The sequence below is a fragment of the Pseudomonas sp. GW460-LB5 genome, from assembly GCF_059423245.1.
In genome coordinates, this window is record NZ_JBWKXT010000017.1 from 18,436 (window position 1) to 33,992 (window position 15,557).

The 15,557-nt window shown below is 62.6% G+C and carries 16 protein-coding genes; 6 read left to right on the plus strand and 10 right to left on the minus strand.

Going from position 1 to position 15,557, the window contains the following annotated elements; genetic code table 11:
* Positions 1-55: 55 nt before the first annotated feature.
* Positions 56-1,765 (minus strand): bifunctional isocitrate dehydrogenase kinase/phosphatase, encoded by a 1,710-nt coding sequence (gene aceK, locus AC07XM_RS12710; protein ID WP_102689706.1) that lies wholly within the window; start codon positions 1,763-1,765, stop codon positions 56-58.
* Positions 1,766-1,949: 184 nt separating this feature from the next.
* Between aceK and AC07XM_RS12715 the strand changes: the two genes are divergently transcribed.
* Both AC07XM_RS12715 and AC07XM_RS12720 read left to right on the plus strand, forming a co-directional pair.
* Positions 1,950-2,825 carry a DMT family transporter gene (locus AC07XM_RS12715; RefSeq protein WP_016488578.1) on the plus strand — a complete coding sequence of 292 codons (876 nt, stop codon included), beginning with the start codon at positions 1,950-1,952 and terminating at the stop codon, positions 2,823-2,825.
* Positions 2,826-2,838: 13 nt separating this feature from the next.
* On the plus strand, positions 2,839-3,297 hold the full coding sequence (locus AC07XM_RS12720) for a DUF4265 domain-containing protein (protein ID WP_024718078.1): 459 nt from the start codon (positions 2,839-2,841) through the stop codon (positions 3,295-3,297).
* Between the two features lie 3 nt (positions 3,298-3,300).
* Here AC07XM_RS12720 and AC07XM_RS12725 read toward each other — a convergent pair whose 3' ends face one another.
* The 4 genes from AC07XM_RS12725 to cysK form a co-directional block, all read right to left on the minus strand.
* Positions 3,301-4,182, minus strand: coding sequence for a DMT family transporter (locus AC07XM_RS12725; RefSeq protein ID WP_016488580.1), 882 nt, complete (start codon positions 4,180-4,182; stop codon positions 3,301-3,303).
* Between the two features lie 115 nt (positions 4,183-4,297).
* Positions 4,298-4,459: a hypothetical protein gene (locus AC07XM_RS12730; protein WP_158248167.1), complete on the minus strand. Its 162-nt coding sequence runs from the start codon at positions 4,457-4,459 to the stop codon at positions 4,298-4,300.
* 156 nt (positions 4,460-4,615) lie between these two features.
* Positions 4,616-5,551 carry an aspartyl/asparaginyl beta-hydroxylase domain-containing protein gene (locus AC07XM_RS12735; protein WP_016488582.1) on the minus strand — a complete coding sequence of 312 codons (936 nt, stop codon included), beginning with the start codon at positions 5,549-5,551 and terminating at the stop codon, positions 4,616-4,618.
* A gap of 173 nt (positions 5,552-5,724) precedes the next feature.
* The gene (gene cysK, locus AC07XM_RS12740; protein WP_016488583.1) at positions 5,725-6,699 is read right to left on the minus strand and encodes a cysteine synthase A; all 975 of its coding nucleotides are present in this window, start codon (positions 6,697-6,699) and stop codon (positions 5,725-5,727) included.
* Positions 6,700-6,833: 134 nt separating this feature from the next.
* On the opposite strand from cysK, the gene AC07XM_RS12745 reads away from it, so the two are divergent.
* The 3 genes from AC07XM_RS12745 to AC07XM_RS12755 all read left to right on the plus strand — a co-directional run bounded on the left by AC07XM_RS12745 (position 6,834) and on the right by AC07XM_RS12755 (position 10,172).
* Positions 6,834-7,907, plus strand: coding sequence for a DUF748 domain-containing protein (locus AC07XM_RS12745; protein ID WP_016488584.1), 1,074 nt, complete (start codon positions 6,834-6,836; stop codon positions 7,905-7,907).
* A gap of 227 nt (positions 7,908-8,134) precedes the next feature.
* Positions 8,135-8,980, plus strand: coding sequence for an AAA family ATPase (locus AC07XM_RS12750; RefSeq protein WP_016488585.1), 846 nt, complete (start codon positions 8,135-8,137; stop codon positions 8,978-8,980).
* Positions 8,981-8,993: 13 nt separating this feature from the next.
* Positions 8,994-10,172, plus strand: a complete 1,179-nt coding sequence (locus AC07XM_RS12755) for a vWA domain-containing protein (RefSeq protein WP_016488586.1) — start codon at positions 8,994-8,996, stop codon at positions 10,170-10,172.
* A 111-nt stretch (positions 10,173-10,283) separates the two neighbouring features.
* Here AC07XM_RS12755 and AC07XM_RS12760 read toward each other — a convergent pair whose 3' ends face one another.
* The 4 genes from AC07XM_RS12760 to AC07XM_RS12775 are packed head-to-tail and all read right to left on the minus strand — an operon-like array spanning position 10,284 to position 13,956.
* A complete protein-coding gene (locus AC07XM_RS12760) occupies positions 10,284-11,201 on the minus strand; it encodes a 5-oxoprolinase subunit C family protein (RefSeq protein ID WP_102689708.1) in 918 nt (305 codons plus the stop codon).
* The gene (gene pxpB, locus AC07XM_RS12765) at positions 11,198-11,884 is read right to left on the minus strand and encodes a 5-oxoprolinase subunit PxpB (protein WP_102689709.1); all 687 of its coding nucleotides are present in this window, start codon (positions 11,882-11,884) and stop codon (positions 11,198-11,200) included. The genes AC07XM_RS12760 and pxpB overlap by 4 nt, the downstream gene beginning before the upstream one ends.
* Entirely contained in the window at positions 11,881-12,660 is a 780-nt protein-coding gene (locus tag AC07XM_RS12770; RefSeq protein WP_016488589.1) for a 5-oxoprolinase subunit PxpA, read from the minus strand. Before AC07XM_RS12770 ends, pxpB begins: the two co-directional genes overlap by 4 nt.
* Positions 12,661-12,669: 9 nt before the next feature.
* Positions 12,670-13,956, minus strand: coding sequence for an MFS transporter (locus AC07XM_RS12775; RefSeq protein WP_023048404.1), 1,287 nt, complete (start codon positions 13,954-13,956; stop codon positions 12,670-12,672).
* A gap of 130 nt (positions 13,957-14,086) precedes the next feature.
* Here AC07XM_RS12775 and AC07XM_RS12780 point away from each other — a divergent pair, with 130 nt between their 5' ends.
* Positions 14,087-14,998 carry a LysR family transcriptional regulator gene (locus AC07XM_RS12780; protein WP_095116810.1) on the plus strand — a complete coding sequence of 304 codons (912 nt, stop codon included), beginning with the start codon at positions 14,087-14,089 and terminating at the stop codon, positions 14,996-14,998.
* 29 nt (positions 14,999-15,027) lie between these two features.
* Here AC07XM_RS12780 and AC07XM_RS12785 read toward each other — a convergent pair whose 3' ends face one another.
* The gene (locus AC07XM_RS12785) at positions 15,028-15,549 is read right to left on the minus strand and encodes a DUF2937 family protein (RefSeq protein WP_095116757.1); all 522 of its coding nucleotides are present in this window, start codon (positions 15,547-15,549) and stop codon (positions 15,028-15,030) included.
* Between the last annotated feature and the right edge of the window lie 8 nt (positions 15,550-15,557).

Here is a 15,557-nt window from a genome sequence, read left to right on the forward strand (position 1 = left end):
TGGTAATCCTGTGGGAGCTGGCTTGCCGGCGATAGGGCCAAGACAGGCCAAGCATTTACCGGGCCTTGCGCCGGTAGGGAAACACATCAATCACCTTCCCCTCACGAATCGCTGCCTGCAGCCCCTTCCAGTAATCCGCGTCATACAACTCCCCGTGCAAGCGGCTGAACAACCGCCGCTGGCCAATATCGGCAAACAGGAACGGCGGAAACTCTTCGGGGAACACGTCATGCGGCCCGATCGAGTACCACGGCTCGCCCGACATCTCGTCTTCGGGGTAACGCGGTGGCGGAATGTGGCGGAAGTTCACTTCGGTCAGGAAGCTGATCTCGTCATAGTCGTAAAACACCACCCGGCCATGGCGGGTAACGCCAAAGTTCTTCAGCAACATGTCGCCGGGGAAAATGTTAGCCGCCGCCAGTTGCTTGATGGCCAGGCCGTAATCCTCCAGCGCCTCCAGCACCTGGCCTTCGCTGGCATGCTCCAGGTACAGGTTCAACGGCGTCATGCGCCGCTCGGTCCAGCAGTGGCGGATCAGTACCGTGTCACCCTCCAAAACCACCGTCGACGGTGCTACCTCCAGCAGTTCGGCCAGGCACTCGGGCGCGAACTTGCCCCGTGGGAAGCGAAAATCGGCAAACTCCTGGGTATCGGCCAGGCGCCCCACGCGGTCGACGCTTTTCACCAGCCGGTACTTGTCGATCACCGTGGCGCGGTCGACGGTTTTAGACGGCGAGAAGCGGTCCTTGATGATCTTGAACACGGTGTTGAAGCCCGGCAGGGTAAACACGCTCATGACCATGCCGCGCACCCCAGGCGCCATGACGAAGCGGTCTTCGCTGCCGGCCAGGTGGTTGATCAGCGCCCGGTAGAACTCCGACTTGCCGTGCTTGTAGAAACCGATGGAGGTGTACAGCTCGGCAATGTGCTTGCCCGGCAAGATGCGCTTGAGGAAGTTGACGAACTCTGCCGGTACCGGCACATCGACCATGAAATAGGAGCGGGTGAAGGAAAAGATGATCGACACCTCGGCCTCGTCGGTGATCAGCCCATCGGCCTCGATACCATGCCCTTCGCGGTGCAGCAGCGGTATCACCAGCGGCCACTGCTCATCGCTGTTGTACAACCGGCCGACCAGGTAGGCACCCTTGTTGCGGTACAGCACCGGCGAAAACAGCTCCACTGCCAGCATCGGGTCTTTGCACACCCAATCCGGCAGGCATTCGCGCAGTTGCTCCTCAAGGCGTGACACGTCGCTTTCAAGGTCGCCGTAGGCGAATGCATAGTCGGAAAGAATCGCCCGTAGCAGGCCCTGCAGATTGCCATCGGGGCGATAGGTGCAGGTTTGCGTGGCGCGCTGGTGGCTGCGGATGGACGGCCGGGTGGTGTGGATGAACATGCAGCCGTCGCTGATCTGGTCATGGCTGAACAGGCTGCAGAACAATGAGTTGTACCAGGTCTCTGACAGCTCATCGTCCAGGCGCGGGTCGATCAGGCGTATGTAGGCACTTTTAACCAGAGGCCACTGCTCGACCTCCAGCAGCACCTCGTCTTCGAACGCATCACGCAACCAGCCGTTGACCTCACCGACCTTCTGTTCGTACAGGTTGATACGGGCAGCGGCTGCCCGCTGGCTATCTTGCCAACGCGCCTGCTCGAAGCGCTCGCGGGCGCCTAGGGTGATGCGGCGAAAATGCTCGCGATAGTCGTCGAAGCCATCGAGGATCATCCGGGCGATCTCGCCGGCAGGCCAGTGCTGGGTCATGCGGTGGGCCTCGGTGCAAAGATTGAGTACTGAGCTTAGCCGCCCTTGTGGTGCAGGGTTAATGCCACACCTCGAAGGCCTGCATGGCCCTTGCAGGCCGCAATGGATTGCACCGCAAGAAAGCACAAGAATCCCCCCGCCCCCTGGCGTACACTCGCGCCCTGCCCTGTACCCGGAGACCGCCGTGAGCCCCATCGCCCTAGCCCGCCTGCTGACCCTTGCTGCCGTCTGGGGGGCGAGTTTCCTGTTCATGCGCATCATCGCCCCCGAGCTGGGCACGGTGCCGACCGCGTTCTTCCGGGTATCCATTGCCTGCCTGGGCTTGATCGGCATCGTCGCGGTCGCCCGCGTGCGTTGGGACTTCCAGGGCAAGCTGGGTGCCTGCCTGGTGCTGGGCATGATCAACTCCGGTATCCCCGCCACCTTCTATTCCGTTGCCGCTCAGGTATTGCCAGCCGGCTACTCGGCGATCTTCAACGCCACCACGCCACTGATGGGCGTGCTGATCGGCATGCTGTTCTTCCGCGAGCCCATGACCCTGCCCAAGTTGTGCGGCATCTTCCTGGGCCTGTTTGGCGTCGGCATCCTCAGCGGCGCCGGCCCGGTCGCGTTGGACATGGCCCTGCTGCAAGGCGCCCTCGCTTGCCTGGCGGCCACCACCTGCTACGGCTTTGCCGGCTTCCTTGCCCGCCGCTGGATCAGCGGCCTGGACAGCCGCCTTTCGGCGCTGGGCAGCATGCTCGGCGCTACCTTGCTGCTAAGCCCAGTGTTCGCCTGGAGCGCGCTGAGCCAGCCACCCGCCAGCTGGGGCGGCTGGCAGGTGTGGCTGTCGCTGCTGGGCCTGGGGCTGTTGTGCACGGCGTTCGCCTACATCCTTTACTTCCGCCTGCTGGAAGAAATCGGACCGGTAAAGGCCAGCACCGTGACCTTCCTCATTCCGGTGTTCGGTGTACTGTGGGGCGCCTGGCTGCTGGATGAGTCACTGTCGATGGGCCACCTGTATGGCGGTTTGCTGATTGGCATGGCACTGTGGCTGGTGCTGCGCCCGGCGCGCAGCTGAAGTGGGGCACATGATGAACGGCGCGTACAAGAAGGTCCTGTTCCGCCTGGAACAGGACGAGAACGGCTACCCACCGGCCTCGGTCGAAGGCCTATGGGCCAAAGCCGTGGAAGGCGGCTATGCCGTCGACAACATCCCCTTCCATGTCTACGGCATTGCCCCGGGTGATGTGATAACCACCCGTGAAGAAAACGGCGAAACCTGGTTCGACGCACTGCGCTGCGGCAGCGGCAGCTCGGTATTCCGGGTGCTGGTAAAGCCACCGGAAACCCTGGACCAGGTATGCACGGCCTTGCAGGACTTCGGCTGCAAGTGCGAAACCGAGCAGGCCGTGAGAATGCTGGCCGTCGAAGTCCCGCCAGCGCGTTCACTCGACACCCTGCTCTACTACCTGCTCACCCAGCGCGAGGCCGGCCTGCTGGACTTCGAGGAAGGCGTATTGCGCCACGCCATCCCCGAAGAGTTCCGCTAGGACTTACGCCTCGGCCAGGCGCGCGGCGGGCTTGCGAAACACGAACAGCAGGCCCACCACGATCAACCCCATGCCCAGCAGGCTGAGCGGTGCCAGTCGGTTGCCGAAGATCAGGAAGTCCATCACTGCGGTCACCGCCGGCACCAGGTAGAACAGGCTGGTGACATTGACCAGGTTACCCTTGGCGATCAGCCGATACAGCAGCAACGTCGCCAGCAATGAAACCACCAGGCCCATCCACAGCAACGCGCCGACAAAGCCGCCGGCCCACTCGACATGCAGTGGTTGCAACGGTGCGAACAGCGCGCACATGGCAAAGCCGGCCAGGTACTGCAGCGGCAACGTGCCCATGGGGTTATCGGTGATGCGCTTTTGCAGGATCGAGCCCAGGGTCATGCTGGCCAGCGCCAGCAGGGCAAACAGCATCCCCGCCAGCGACACCCCTCCCAGGTTGATACCCTGGTACACCACCATGATCAGGCCAGCCAACCCCAGCCCCAGGCCGAACAAACGGCTCCATGAGCGCTGACGCTCCATCAGCACCACGGTAAGGATTGGTTGTACCCCCATGACCGTGGCCATGACGCCAGGGGTGACATGGGTGTTGAGCGCCAGCAAGTAGAAGATCTGGTAGGCGCCGAGCAGCACGCACCCAGTACCCAAGGCGCGCAGAATCGCCCCTCGGCTGCGCGGCCAGCGCAGCCCCAGCAGCGGGCCGATCAGCAGCAGGCCCGCGAGGGCCAACGACGAGCGCAACAGCAGGAAGGCGAACGGGCTGGCGTGCGCCAGGCCCAGCTTGGAGACAATCGCCCCGCTGCTCCACAGCAGGACGAACAGGCTGGTCGTGGCCGCCGAGGCCACGGATGCTTTGGTAAAGACAGACATATATTGCCACCTGATAGTAGGCAGAAAAGCCAAACGGACGGCGTGCGCTTCAGCGGGGAAGTAGCCGACCGTGTTCAGTAGGTTGCGTGTGCGTAGGGGTTCGGCAACAAGCCGATCAGCCCAGCACGACCACGCAAGGAGGCGGAGCTACGCCGCCTACAACGCCACTGACAGGTGGTGGGTAATGACTGATCATGACCGGCTGCTGGCTGCCACGCACGACCCTGCCCGCGACTGGCGCGAAGGCAAAGCTTGTGGTGGAAGGGGTGGCTGGCATGAACGGGCTCTTTGAGGAGGTGAATGCCTGGAATATAGCGTGGGATTCTTCGCGGGACAAGCCCGCTCCCACAAGAGCGCCATCGTCCTCGAAGGATGAGGAGAACCTGTGGGAGCGGGCTTGTCCCGCGAAGAGGACGGGTCAGACAACAAAAAATCAGAACAACCAGTGATACAGCAGGTACACCACCACCACCGCCAGCACCGGCCGCAGGATGCGGTAGGCCTTGGGGTTGGCGCGTTTGAACTGCTTCACACGGGTGCTGATTTTATTGCTGAAGCGCTTGCTCCAGGCATACGCCTGGTTGATCCCGCCCACGCGCTCGTCGTCGGTGTTCTGCGGCGCGGTGGCGCGGCCGAGGAAGGCACTGACCTTGCGGTTGATGCGGGTCATCAGCGGGCTGCTCAGCGGGCGCTCGATGTCGCAGAACAGGATCACCCGGGTGAAGTCGGTTTCGTTCTTCACCCAGTGCACGTAGGTTTCGTCGAACATCACGTCTTCGCCATCACGCCAGGCGTATTCCTGGCCATCGACGTAGATGCGGCAAGCATCGGAGTTCGGCGTGGACAGGCCCAGGTGGTAGCGCAGCGAGCCTGCAAACGGGTCGCGGTGCGGGTTCAGGTGGCTGCCGCCGGGCAACAGGGCAAACATTGCGCCCTTCACGTTGGGAATGCTGCTGACCAGCTCGACGGTGCGCGGGCACAGGGCTTCGGCCGAAGGCAACGGCTTGTCGTACCACTTCAGGTAAAACCGCTTCCAACCCTTCTTGAAGAACGAACCGAAGCCGGCATCGTTGTCCTTTTCGGCGGCGCGAATGTAGCCTTCATCGAACAGGCGCATGGCCTCTTCGCGGATTTCCTGCCAGTTGTCTTTCAGCACGTCCAGTTCAGGGAAGCGCTGACGGTCCAGGTAGGGCTTGGACGGCACGCCGGAGAACAGGTACATCAACGCGTTGTAGGGAGCGAACAGCGCCGAATGGTTGACGAACTGGCGCAACACCGGCAGGCGGGCCTTGCCGCGCAGGTGCACGAACAACACGCTGCCGAAAAACACCAGCAAGACACCCGCCTTGGCTGCAAAGGAAAAGGTCATGCTTTCACTCCTTGGGGAAGAGCCAGGGCTGCACCACCTGCTCTTCTGAAAATCATCCTGCCATCATAAACCGATCCCGCCGAGGTACAAACAACCCGGGCGGGATCGCATTCATGAAGATTGTGCAATAAACCACTCCGGCGATTATTGCGCCGGGTCAGCGGCAAGGTCGATTACTGCTGGTTTTCCTGCTCGCTGAACATGTCGCTGAACAACATGCTCGACAGGTAACGCTCGCCCGAATCAGGCAGGATTACGACGATGGTCTTACCCTGCATCTCCGGTTTTTCGGCCAGGCGTACGGCGGCGGCCATGGCTGCACCACAGGAAATCCCGCAGAGAATGCCCTCTTCCTGCATCAGGCGGATGGCCATGGCCTTGGACTCTTCATCGGTCACTGTCGCCACCTGATCGACAATCGACAGGTCGAGATTTTTCGGCACGAAGCCGGCGCCAATGCCCTGGATCTTGTGCGGGCTGGGCTTGAGTTCTTCGCCCGCCAGGGTCTGGGTGATCAACGGCGATGCCAAGGGCTCGACCGCCACCGACAGGATTGCCTTGCCCTGGGTGTGCTTGATGTAGCGCGACACACCGGTAATGGTGCCGCCCGTCCCCACGCCCGCCACCAGCACGTCGACGGCGCCATCGGTGTCGTTCCAGATTTCCGGCCCGGTGGTTTTTTCGTGGATGGCCGGGTTGGCCGGGTTTTCGAACTGACCCGGCAGGAAGTACTGGGCCGGGTCGGAGGCGACGATTTCGTTGGCCTTCTCGATCGCGCCTTTCATGCCTTTGGCCGGGTCGGTCAGCACCAGTTCGGCACCCAGCGCCTTCAACACCTTGCGGCGCTCCAGGCTCATGGAGGCAGGCATGGTCAGCATCAGCTTGTAGCCACGGGCGGCGGCGACGAAAGCCAGGCCGATACCGGTGTTGCCCGAGGTGGGCTCGACGATGGTCATGCCCGGCTTGAGCTTGCCGCTGCTCTCTGCGTCCCAGACCATGTTCGCGCCAATGCGGCATTTGACCGAATAACCCGGGTTGCGCCCTTCGATCTTGGCCAGAATAGTCACGCCACGCGGGGCGATGCGGTTGATCTGCACCAGCGGCGTGTTACCGATGGAATGGGCATTGTCTGCAAAGATACGGCTCATGGCAGGAGTCCTTGGCATGAAAAACAGCACGGAAAGACCTCAAGGGTAAGCCCCGGCCGGTGGCCCGTAAAGCCTGTTCGAACTCGGCCGGGCGTGTTGCGGTCAACCGCACATCCCGCCTTGGAGACGCCCTGATGAGAGCCCGTTATCGCTGGCCGCTGATCGGCCTGGGCTGCCTGGTCGTGTTGCTGGCAGCCTTGCACTTTGCCCTGCCCTACCTGGTGCGCAACTACCTGAACGAAAAACTGGCCGACATGGGCGATTACCGCGGCCAGGTGGCCGACGTCGACCTGGCCTGGTGGCGCGGCGCTTACCAGATCAACGGCCTGAAGATCGTCAAGACCAGCGGCAAGGTGCCGGTACCGTTCCTCGACGCGCCACTGATCGACCTTTCGGTGAGTTGGCATTCGCTGTGGTACGACAAGGCCGTGGTGGCCGAAGTGACCTTTGTACGCCCAGAACTGAACTTCGTCGACGGTGGCAGCAAACAGGCGTCGCAGACCGGTCGGGGTACCGACTGGCGCCAGCAACTGGAAAAACTGCTGCCCATCACCCTCAATGACGTGCGCATCGACAACGGCGTACTGACGTTCCGCAACTTCAACTCCAAGCCACCGGTCGACCTCAAGGCCACTCAGTTGAACGCCAACATCCGCAACCTGACCAATGTTCGTGACCCCAAGGGCCGTCGCGATGCGAGTTTCGAAGGTACTGCACTCATCGCAGGCGATGCCAAGGTGGAAAGCCGTGCGACGTTCGACCCGTTCAGTGATTTCGATGACTTCGAATTCAGGCTTCGTGCTACCGGCATCGAACTGCGCAAGCTGAACGACTTCGCCAGCGCCTATGGCAAATTCGACTTCAACGCCGGGCACGGGGACGTAGTCATCGAGGCGCAGGCGGAAAACGGTCGGCTGAACGGCTACATAAAGCCGCTGCTGCGCGATGTCGATGTATTCGACTGGCAACAGGACGTCGAGGAAAAGGACAAGGGCTTCTTCCGCTCGGTGTGGGAGGCAGTGGTGGGGGCGACCGAAACGGTGCTGAAGAACCAGCCAAAAAACCAGTTCGCTACCCGGGTGGAACTCAGTGGCAGCGTGCGCAAGCAGGATGTCAGCGCGTTTGAGGCATTCCTGCAGATCCTGCGTAACGGGTTTATCCAGGCGTTCAATGCCCGCTACGAGCGCGGCGCGCCGGATTCCGACTGAGATTGCGTGACGGGGCATTCAGGGACTGAATACCCGGTCTGCGTTTCCAGCCGCGCAACCCCGCGTTATAGTCGGTAACAAATCAAATCATGTGTTGCCTGTGCCGGCCTATTCGCGGGTAAACCCGCTCCCACAGAGACCCACAAAGCTCTGGCCATGTGGGGTTCCTGTGGGAGCGGGTTCACCCGCGAAAGGGCCAGTACAGGCTTACAGCAGAGGACAGACCCATGAAGTTCGAAGGCACCCGCGACTACGTCGCCACAGACGACCTGAAACTGGCGGTAAACGCGGCCATCACCCTCGAACGCCCACTGCTGGTCAAGGGCGAGCCCGGCACCGGCAAGACCATGCTCGCCGAGCAGCTGGCGGCCTCGTTCGGTGCGCGGCTGATCACCTGGCACATCAAGTCCACCACCAAGGCCCACCAGGGCCTGTACGAGTACGATGCGGTCAGCCGTCTGCGTGACTCGCAGCTGGGCGTAGACAAGGTGCACGATGTGCGCAACTACCTGAAAAAAGGCAAGCTGTGGGAAGCTTTCGAGGCCGATGAGCGGGTCATCCTGCTGATCGACGAAATCGACAAGGCCGACATCGAATTCCCCAACGACCTGCTGCAAGAGTTGGACAAGATGGAGTTCTACGTCTATGAAATCGACGAGACCATCAAGGCCAGGCAGCGCCCGATCATCATCATTACCTCCAACAACGAAAAAGAGCTGCCGGACGCCTTCCTGCGCCGCTGCTTCTTCCATTACATCGCCTTCCCCGACCGCACCACGCTGCAGCAGATTGTCGACGTGCATTACCCGAACATCAGCCAGTCGCTGGTCAGCGAGGCGCTGGATGTGTTCTTCGACGTGCGCAAAGTGCCGGGCCTGAAGAAAAAACCGTCCACCTCCGAACTGGTCGACTGGCTCAAGCTGCTGATGGCCGACAACATTGGTGAAGCCGTACTGCGCGAACGCGACCCGACCAAGGCCATCCCGCCGCTGGCCGGCGCGCTGGTGAAAAATGAGCAGGACGTGCAACTGCTGGAACGCCTGGCCTTCATGAGCCGGCGCGGCAACCGCTGACAGGAGCCGGGCCATGCTGCTCAACCTGTTCAATGAAATGCGCGCGGCCAAGGTGCCGGTGTCGGTACGTGAGTTGCTGGACCTGCACCAGGCCCTGCAAAAGCACGTGGTGTTCGCCGACATGGACGCGTTCTACTACCTCGCCCGCGCCATCCTGGTGAAGGACGAACGCCATTTCGACAAGTTCGACCGGGCCTTCGCCGCCTACTTCAAGGGCCTGGAAAACCTCGACCGGCACATCGAGGCGCTAATCCCCGAAGACTGGCTGCGCAAGGAGTTCGAGCGTTCGCTCACGGATGAAGAGCGTGCGCAGATCCAGTCCCTGGGTGGCCTGGACAAGCTGATCGAGGAATTCAAGAAACGCCTTGAGGAGCAAAAGGAACGCCACGCCGGCGGCAACAAGTGGATCGGTACCGGCGGTACCAGCCCGTTTGGCTCGGGCGGTTTCAACCCCGAAGGCATCCGCGTGGGTGAGGCCGGTAAACGCCAGGGCAAGGCGGTAAAGGTGTGGGACCAGCGCGAGTACAAGAACCTCGACGACCAGGTGGAGCTCGGCACGCGCAACATCAAGCTGGCCCTGCGCCGGCTGCGCAAGTTTGCCCGCGAAGGCGCCGCCGAAGAGCTGGATATCGACGGCACCATCGACCATACCGCGCGGGACGCCGGCTTGCTGAACATCCAGATGCGCCCTGAACGGCGCAACACGGTAAAGCTGCTGTTGTTGTTCGACATCGGCGGCTCGATGGACGCCCACATCAAGGTCTGCGAAGAGCTGTTTTCGGCCTGCAAGACCGAGTTCAAGCACCTGGAGTACTACTACTTCCACAACTGCGTGTACGAGTCGGTGTGGAAGAACAACCTGCGTCGCACCTCTGAGCGCTATTCCACCTTCGACCTGCTGCACAAGTATGGCGACGACTACAAAGTGGTATTTGTCGGCGATGCGGCCATGGCGCCCTATGAAATCACCCAGCCGGGTGGCAGCGTGGAGCACTGGAACGAAGAGGCCGGGTATGTGTGGCTGCAGCGCTTCATGGAGAAATTCAAGAAGATCATCTGGATCAACCCGTACCCCAAGCAGGCCTGGGACTACACCGCCTCGACCCACCTGGTGCGGGACCTGATCGAAGACAAGATGTACCCGCTGACCTTGCAGGGGCTGGAAGAAGGGATGCGCTACCTGTCCAAGTGATGTTGCCTGTGCCGGCCCTTCGCGGGCTCGCCCGCTCCCACAGGTACCCCACAGATCCTGAGGTGTGTGGAATACCTGTGTGCGGGCAAGCCCGCGAAGGGGCCGGCAGTGTCACCGCCAACGGTCCAGGTATAGCTCCTGCTCCCGCCAGGCCTCATCCTGCACCACCGCCCTGAAGCGCACCACCGCCCCCGGCATGCACTGCGCCAGTTGCGCCAGCGCCAACGGCGTCAACGCCCCAAGCCGCGGATACCCGCCTATGGTCTGCCGATCATTGAGCAACACAATCGGCTGCCCATCCGGCGGCACCTGCACCGCCCCCAGCGGTATCCCTTCAGAAATCATCGGCGCCCCCTGGTAAACCAGCTGCGGCCCCAACAGGCGGATGCCCATGCGGTCAGCTCGGCTGTCCAGCGTCCACTCCCGGTTGAAGGCTTCGAACAGGCTGGTACCACTGAAATCACCGATCTGTGCGCCTATCACCAGGTCGAGCACTGGCTTTTCTGCGTACTGCGGGCGCAGCGCTTGTGGCACCTCGCGCAGGGTTGCATGGCTAGCGGTGAACGCCAGTGCCTGGGCCTCAACCAGCGCAGCACCCTGACCATCGATGCCACCCAGCGCTTCACGTACCACGGTGGCACAGCTGCCCAGTACATCCTCACCCTGAAACCCGCCCGGTGCCGCCAGGTAAGCCCGCACACCCTGCTTTGGCTGCTTCAGGGTCAAGCGCTGCCCTTTGCTCAAGGCAAAGCTGCGCCAGGGCACGACGGGCTGATCATCGACGCGCGCGTCCAGGTCGGCACCGGCCAGGGCCAGCACACAATCCTGTTCGGCCACCACGCAAAAGCCCCCCAACGCCACCTCGACCACCGGCGCCTCCAACGGGTTGCCCAGCAACCAGTTGGCCCAGCGCATCGCCACCCAGTCCAGTGCCCCGCCCTGGGTCACGCCCAAGTGACGCACGCCAAAACGGCCAGCATCCTGCAACTGGCACAGCGGCGTGCTGGCCTCGATCTTCAATTGCTTCATCCTTGTGCCTCCACATCGCCGCCCAACGCCAGGAACTCGCTGCGCGAAACCGGCACGAAACGCACCCGGTCGCCGGGTTGCAACAGGCTGTAGCCGTCACGCTCACGGTCGAACAGGCGCACCGGCGTGCGCCCGATCAGGTTCCAGCCACCTGGGGATACTGCCGGATACGCCGCCGTCTGGCGCTCGGCGATGCCCACGCTACCCGCCGCCACCCGCTTGCGCGGGGTGCTCAGACGCGGACTAGCCAGGCGTTCGTCGACCAGGCCCATAAAGCCGAAACCGGGGGCGAAGCCCAAGGCGAACACAGGATAATCACGTGCGCAATGCAAGCGCACAACCTCGGCTTCACTCATGCCGCTGCGCGCCGCCAGCACAGGCAGTTCAGGGCCCACGCTGGGGTCGTACCACACCGGGATCTCGTGGCGCCGGCCGCCTCTGCCGGTGTCTGGCTGCAAACCCTCCAGCGCCTGCGTGATCAGCGCCCTCGCCTCGCCTGGCGGCAGGTCGAACTGCACCATCAGCGTGGTGTAGGACGGCACCAGATCCAGCAGGTGCTCGCCGAACACGGCGCTCAGGCGCTGGCTGGCGGCGAGCATCCACGGCATGTTGGCCTCGTCGATACGGTCGAACAGGCGCACCATCAGGCTGTCGATGGCGACCACTTCAATACGCGCCTTCATTGCGACTCCAGAGCATCGAGGGCTTGGCGTATCTGCCTCACCGCTGCCACCGAACTGTCGTTGTCGCCATGTACGCAAAGCGTGCTGGCCTGCAGGCGCAGGGCACTGCCATCGTCCGCCATCAGCGCGTCGCCACGGGCCAGGCGCACTGCCTGCTCCACCACCCGCGCCGGGTCGTGATGCACTGCCCCAGGCAAGCGGCGCGACACCAGGTGGCCGCTGGCGGTGTAGGCGCGGTCGGCGAAGGCCTCGAACCACAACGGCACGCCAATTTCATCGCCCAGGGCCTGGGCGGCGCGGTTGTCAGCGGTGGCCATCAACATCAATGGCAAGGTGCTGTCGTAGGCCGCCACGGCCTCCAGCACGGTACGCAGCTTTAGCGGGTCGGCCATCATGTCGTTGTACAGCGCGCCATGGGGCTTCACATAGGCCACGCGGCCACCCAGCACTTTGCAGATGCCGTCCAGCGCGCCGATCTGGTAATGCAGCAGGTCGCGGATTTCCTCGGGGCTGCAGGCCATGGAGCGGCGGCCGAAGCCGACCAGGTCCGGGTAGGCCGGGTGCGCGCCAATGGTCACCCCATGCGCCAGCGCCAGCGCCACGGTGCGGCGCATGATGCCGGGGTCGCCGGCGTGGTAGCCACAGGCGATGTTGGCGCAGTCGATGTAGGGCATTACCTCGGCGTCCAGGCCCATGCGCCAGCTGCCGAAACTCTCACCCATGTCGCAATTGAGTAGCAGGCGTTCCACCACGCGGTCTCCCTTGTTGTTGTTCACAGGCTTACCTTACCGCGCCTGCAGCTGTTTGCCGCGTGTTTCCGGCAGGCTCAAGGCCGCCACGATCACAATTCCGTAGGACACGGCAGCGAACATGCCGATACCCAGGCCCAGTGGCACGTTCTGGCCGAGCATACCGATCAGCAACGGGAACAGAGCCGCAATGACCTTACCGATGTTGTAGCAAAAGCCCTGCCCCGAACCGCGAATGCGCGTAGGAAACAGCTCGGTCAGAAACGCGCCCATGCCGCTGAAGATGCCCGAGGCGAAGAAGCCCAACGGGAAGCCCAGCCACAGCATCACGCCATCGCTGACCGGCAGCTGCGTGTACAGCAGCACGATCACGAACGAGCCCACGGCGAACAGGATGAAGTTCTTCTTGCGCCCCAGCAGGTCGGACAAGTACGCGCTGACCACATAGCCCACGTACGAACCCACGATCACCATGGCCAGGTAGCCACCCGTGCCCAGCACGCTGAGGCCGCGCTCGTTCTTGAGGAAGGTCGGCAGCCACGAGGTGATGGCGTAGTAACCGCCCAATGCGCCAGTGGTCAACAGGGACGCACGCACAGTGGTCCACAGCATGCCCGGGGCGAAGATTTCGTAGAAGTGCGAAGGTGCCTCGGCGGTCTCCACTGCCTTGGCCTGGCGATACACTTCAGGGTCTTTGACCAGGCGCCGAACGAAGATCACGAATATCGCCGGCACCAGCCCCAACAGGAACAGTGCACGCCAGGCCTGCTCTGGCGGCAGCCAGGAGAACAGCAGTGCGTAGAGAATCGCCGTGAGGCCCCAGCCGATGGCCCAGCCGGACTGCACCATGCCCACTGCCTTGCCGCGGTCCTGTGCGCGGATTACCTCGCCAATCAGCACTGCACCAGCGGTCCATTCACCGCCGAAGCCAAAGCCCATCAGCGTGCGGGCGATAAGCAGCTGTTCGTAGTTCTGGGCGAAGCCGCACAGGAAGGTGAAAAAGGCGAACCACAATACCGTCAGTTGCAAGGTGCGCACCCGGCCGATGCGGTCGGAGAGGATACCGGCGACCCAGCCCCCCACGGCCGAGGCGATCAAGGTGCTGGTATGGATCAATCCGGCTTCGGTGGTGGTGATGCCCCACAGCATGATCAGCGTGGGGATGACAAAACTGAGCATCTGCGTGTCCATGCCGTCCAGGCCATAGCCGATCTTGCAGCTCCAGAAGGTGCGCCGTTGCTGTTTGTCGATGTCGCGGTACCAGGCGAAAGGCCCGGACGAAGAAGGTGAGCTGACCTGCTGCTGCACGCCGGTGGGGTTCATGGATGCCTCGGCTTGTTGGTATTGTTTTATGGGCGACATGAAGCGTCGCGGCCTGGGCACCATTGTTCAAAGGCCACGCCGCCTGCGTCCAACGAGAAAAACCGCCGGTCTGGAACAAGAAAAACTGATCATGAACCTTCGCTTCCTCGAAACCTTCGTCTGGGTCGCCCGGCTCAAAAGCTTCCGCCTGACGGCAGAAAAGCTGTTCACCACCCAAGCCTCGGTATCCAGCCGCATTGCCGCGCTGGAGGCAGACCTGGGCGTGAAGCTGTTGCTGCGTGACTCACGTGGGGTCAGCCTGACCCCGGAAGGCGGCAAGGTGCTGGAGTATGCCGAGCGCATGCTGGATACCGCCAAAGCCATGAAGCAGTCGCTGGACAGCGACCGGGCCAAGATCGGGCGCATTCGCATCGGCGTGATGGACACGGTGATCCACACCTGGATGAGTGCGCTGGTGGCAGAGCTGACCGAGCGCTACCCGCAGGTCGAAATCGAGCTGGTGGCCGACACCGCGCTGAACTTGCGCGAGCAGTTGCAGAAAGGCTTTCTCGACGTGATTTTGCAGACCGACCTGCTGCGCGAGCAGTCGATTCGCAGCCTCGACCTGGCGCGCTACCCCATGGGCTGGGTGGTGGCGGCTGGCTCGCACCAGCACCGGGACTATGCGTCGCTGGCCGAGCTTGGGCGCGAGCGCATCATCACCTTCTCGAAGAATTCACGGCCGCACCAGGAGGTGCTGAGCTTGCTGCAGGCTGCGGGGGCGCAGACGCCGCGGTTGAATTGCGTGAACTCGGTGGCGGCGATCACCCGGCTGTTGCGCGACGGTTTTGGCATTGGCGCATTGCCGCCGGCGCTGGTGGATGCCGAGTTGGGTCGGGGCGAGCTGGTGTTGCTGCAAGGCCTGCAACCGCCACCAAGCCTGGAACTGGTGGTGGCGTGGCAGACAGGGGTGGCGTTGGTCGATGAAGTGGTCGGGGTGTGCCGACAGGTGCTGGAGCGGTATGCGCGGGATGTGGGTGGGCAGCGGATAGCACTCATCTGACCGGCTAACGCGGTCTTTGTGGGAGCAGCCTAGCGCCAGCTTTCTTTCACCGCCCTGCGCCGCCCGCCCAGGATCACCCAGCCAATCCCCAGCAACAGGCTTTCGACCACAAAGGCCAGCACAAACCCTGCGCCAACACCCCAGCCAATTGCCTCGGGCACCAGCAGAATCTGGTAGCTGTAGGCATTGAGGGTTTCCTCGCGCAGTTGTGGGTCGGCCTGCACCAGCACATGCCAGGTACGCTGGGCCCACGGCCCTTGCAACGCCTGCCATTCTTTTTCCAGCAGTTCGTTGCGGATCATCAGGCTTTCGATGCTGTTGGCATCACTGTTGAACACCGGGTCGTCACTGCTGCGGTAATGCTGCAGCAGCGCCTGCAAATCGCCTTTGAAAAATCGCTCGGCCGTTTGCCGGAACCCATCCAGCGCCTCGCGCGACTCGAACAGGTGCGCCTCGACCCGCTGGCTATAGTCCTTGACCAGCCCAGGGACCTGGATACCGGCCAGCAGGCCGAAGGTGAACAGCAGCAACCGCAGGTAACTTCTGAACATGCAGCGTC

What these genes read in the sequence shown, in the direction of transcription:
- aceK (WP_102689706.1), bottom strand. Translation starts at nt 1,765, where the DNA reads ATGACCCAGCACTGGCCTGCCGGCGAGATCGCCCGGATGATCCTCGAT.
- AC07XM_RS12720 (WP_024718078.1), top strand. Translation starts at nt 2,839, where the DNA reads ATGAACGGCGCGTACAAGAAGGTCCTGTTCCGCCTGGAACAGGACGAG.
- AC07XM_RS12725 (WP_016488580.1), bottom strand. Translation starts at nt 4,182, where the DNA reads ATGTCTGTCTTTACCAAAGCATCCGTGGCCTCGGCGGCCACGACCAGC.
- AC07XM_RS12730 (WP_158248167.1), bottom strand. Translation starts at nt 4,459, where the DNA reads ATGCCAGCCACCCCTTCCACCACAAGCTTTGCCTTCGCGCCAGTCGCG.
- AC07XM_RS12735 (WP_016488582.1), bottom strand. Translation starts at nt 5,551, where the DNA reads ATGACCTTTTCCTTTGCAGCCAAGGCGGGTGTCTTGCTGGTGTTTTTC.
- cysK (WP_016488583.1), bottom strand. Translation starts at nt 6,699, where the DNA reads ATGAGCCGTATCTTTGCAGACAATGCCCATTCCATCGGTAACACGCCG.
- AC07XM_RS12745 (WP_016488584.1), top strand. Translation starts at nt 6,834, where the DNA reads ATGAGAGCCCGTTATCGCTGGCCGCTGATCGGCCTGGGCTGCCTGGTC.
- AC07XM_RS12750 (WP_016488585.1), top strand. Translation starts at nt 8,135, where the DNA reads ATGAAGTTCGAAGGCACCCGCGACTACGTCGCCACAGACGACCTGAAA.
- AC07XM_RS12755 (WP_016488586.1), top strand. Translation starts at nt 8,994, where the DNA reads ATGCTGCTCAACCTGTTCAATGAAATGCGCGCGGCCAAGGTGCCGGTG.
- AC07XM_RS12760 (WP_102689708.1), bottom strand. Translation starts at nt 11,201, where the DNA reads ATGAAGCAATTGAAGATCGAGGCCAGCACGCCGCTGTGCCAGTTGCAG.
- pxpB (WP_102689709.1), bottom strand. Translation starts at nt 11,884, where the DNA reads ATGAAGGCGCGTATTGAAGTGGTCGCCATCGACAGCCTGATGGTGCGC.
- AC07XM_RS12775 (WP_023048404.1), bottom strand. Translation starts at nt 13,956, where the DNA reads ATGAACCCCACCGGCGTGCAGCAGCAGGTCAGCTCACCTTCTTCGTCC.
- AC07XM_RS12780 (WP_095116810.1), top strand. Translation starts at nt 14,087, where the DNA reads ATGAACCTTCGCTTCCTCGAAACCTTCGTCTGGGTCGCCCGGCTCAAA.
- AC07XM_RS12785 (WP_095116757.1), bottom strand. Translation starts at nt 15,549, where the DNA reads ATGTTCAGAAGTTACCTGCGGTTGCTGCTGTTCACCTTCGGCCTGCTG.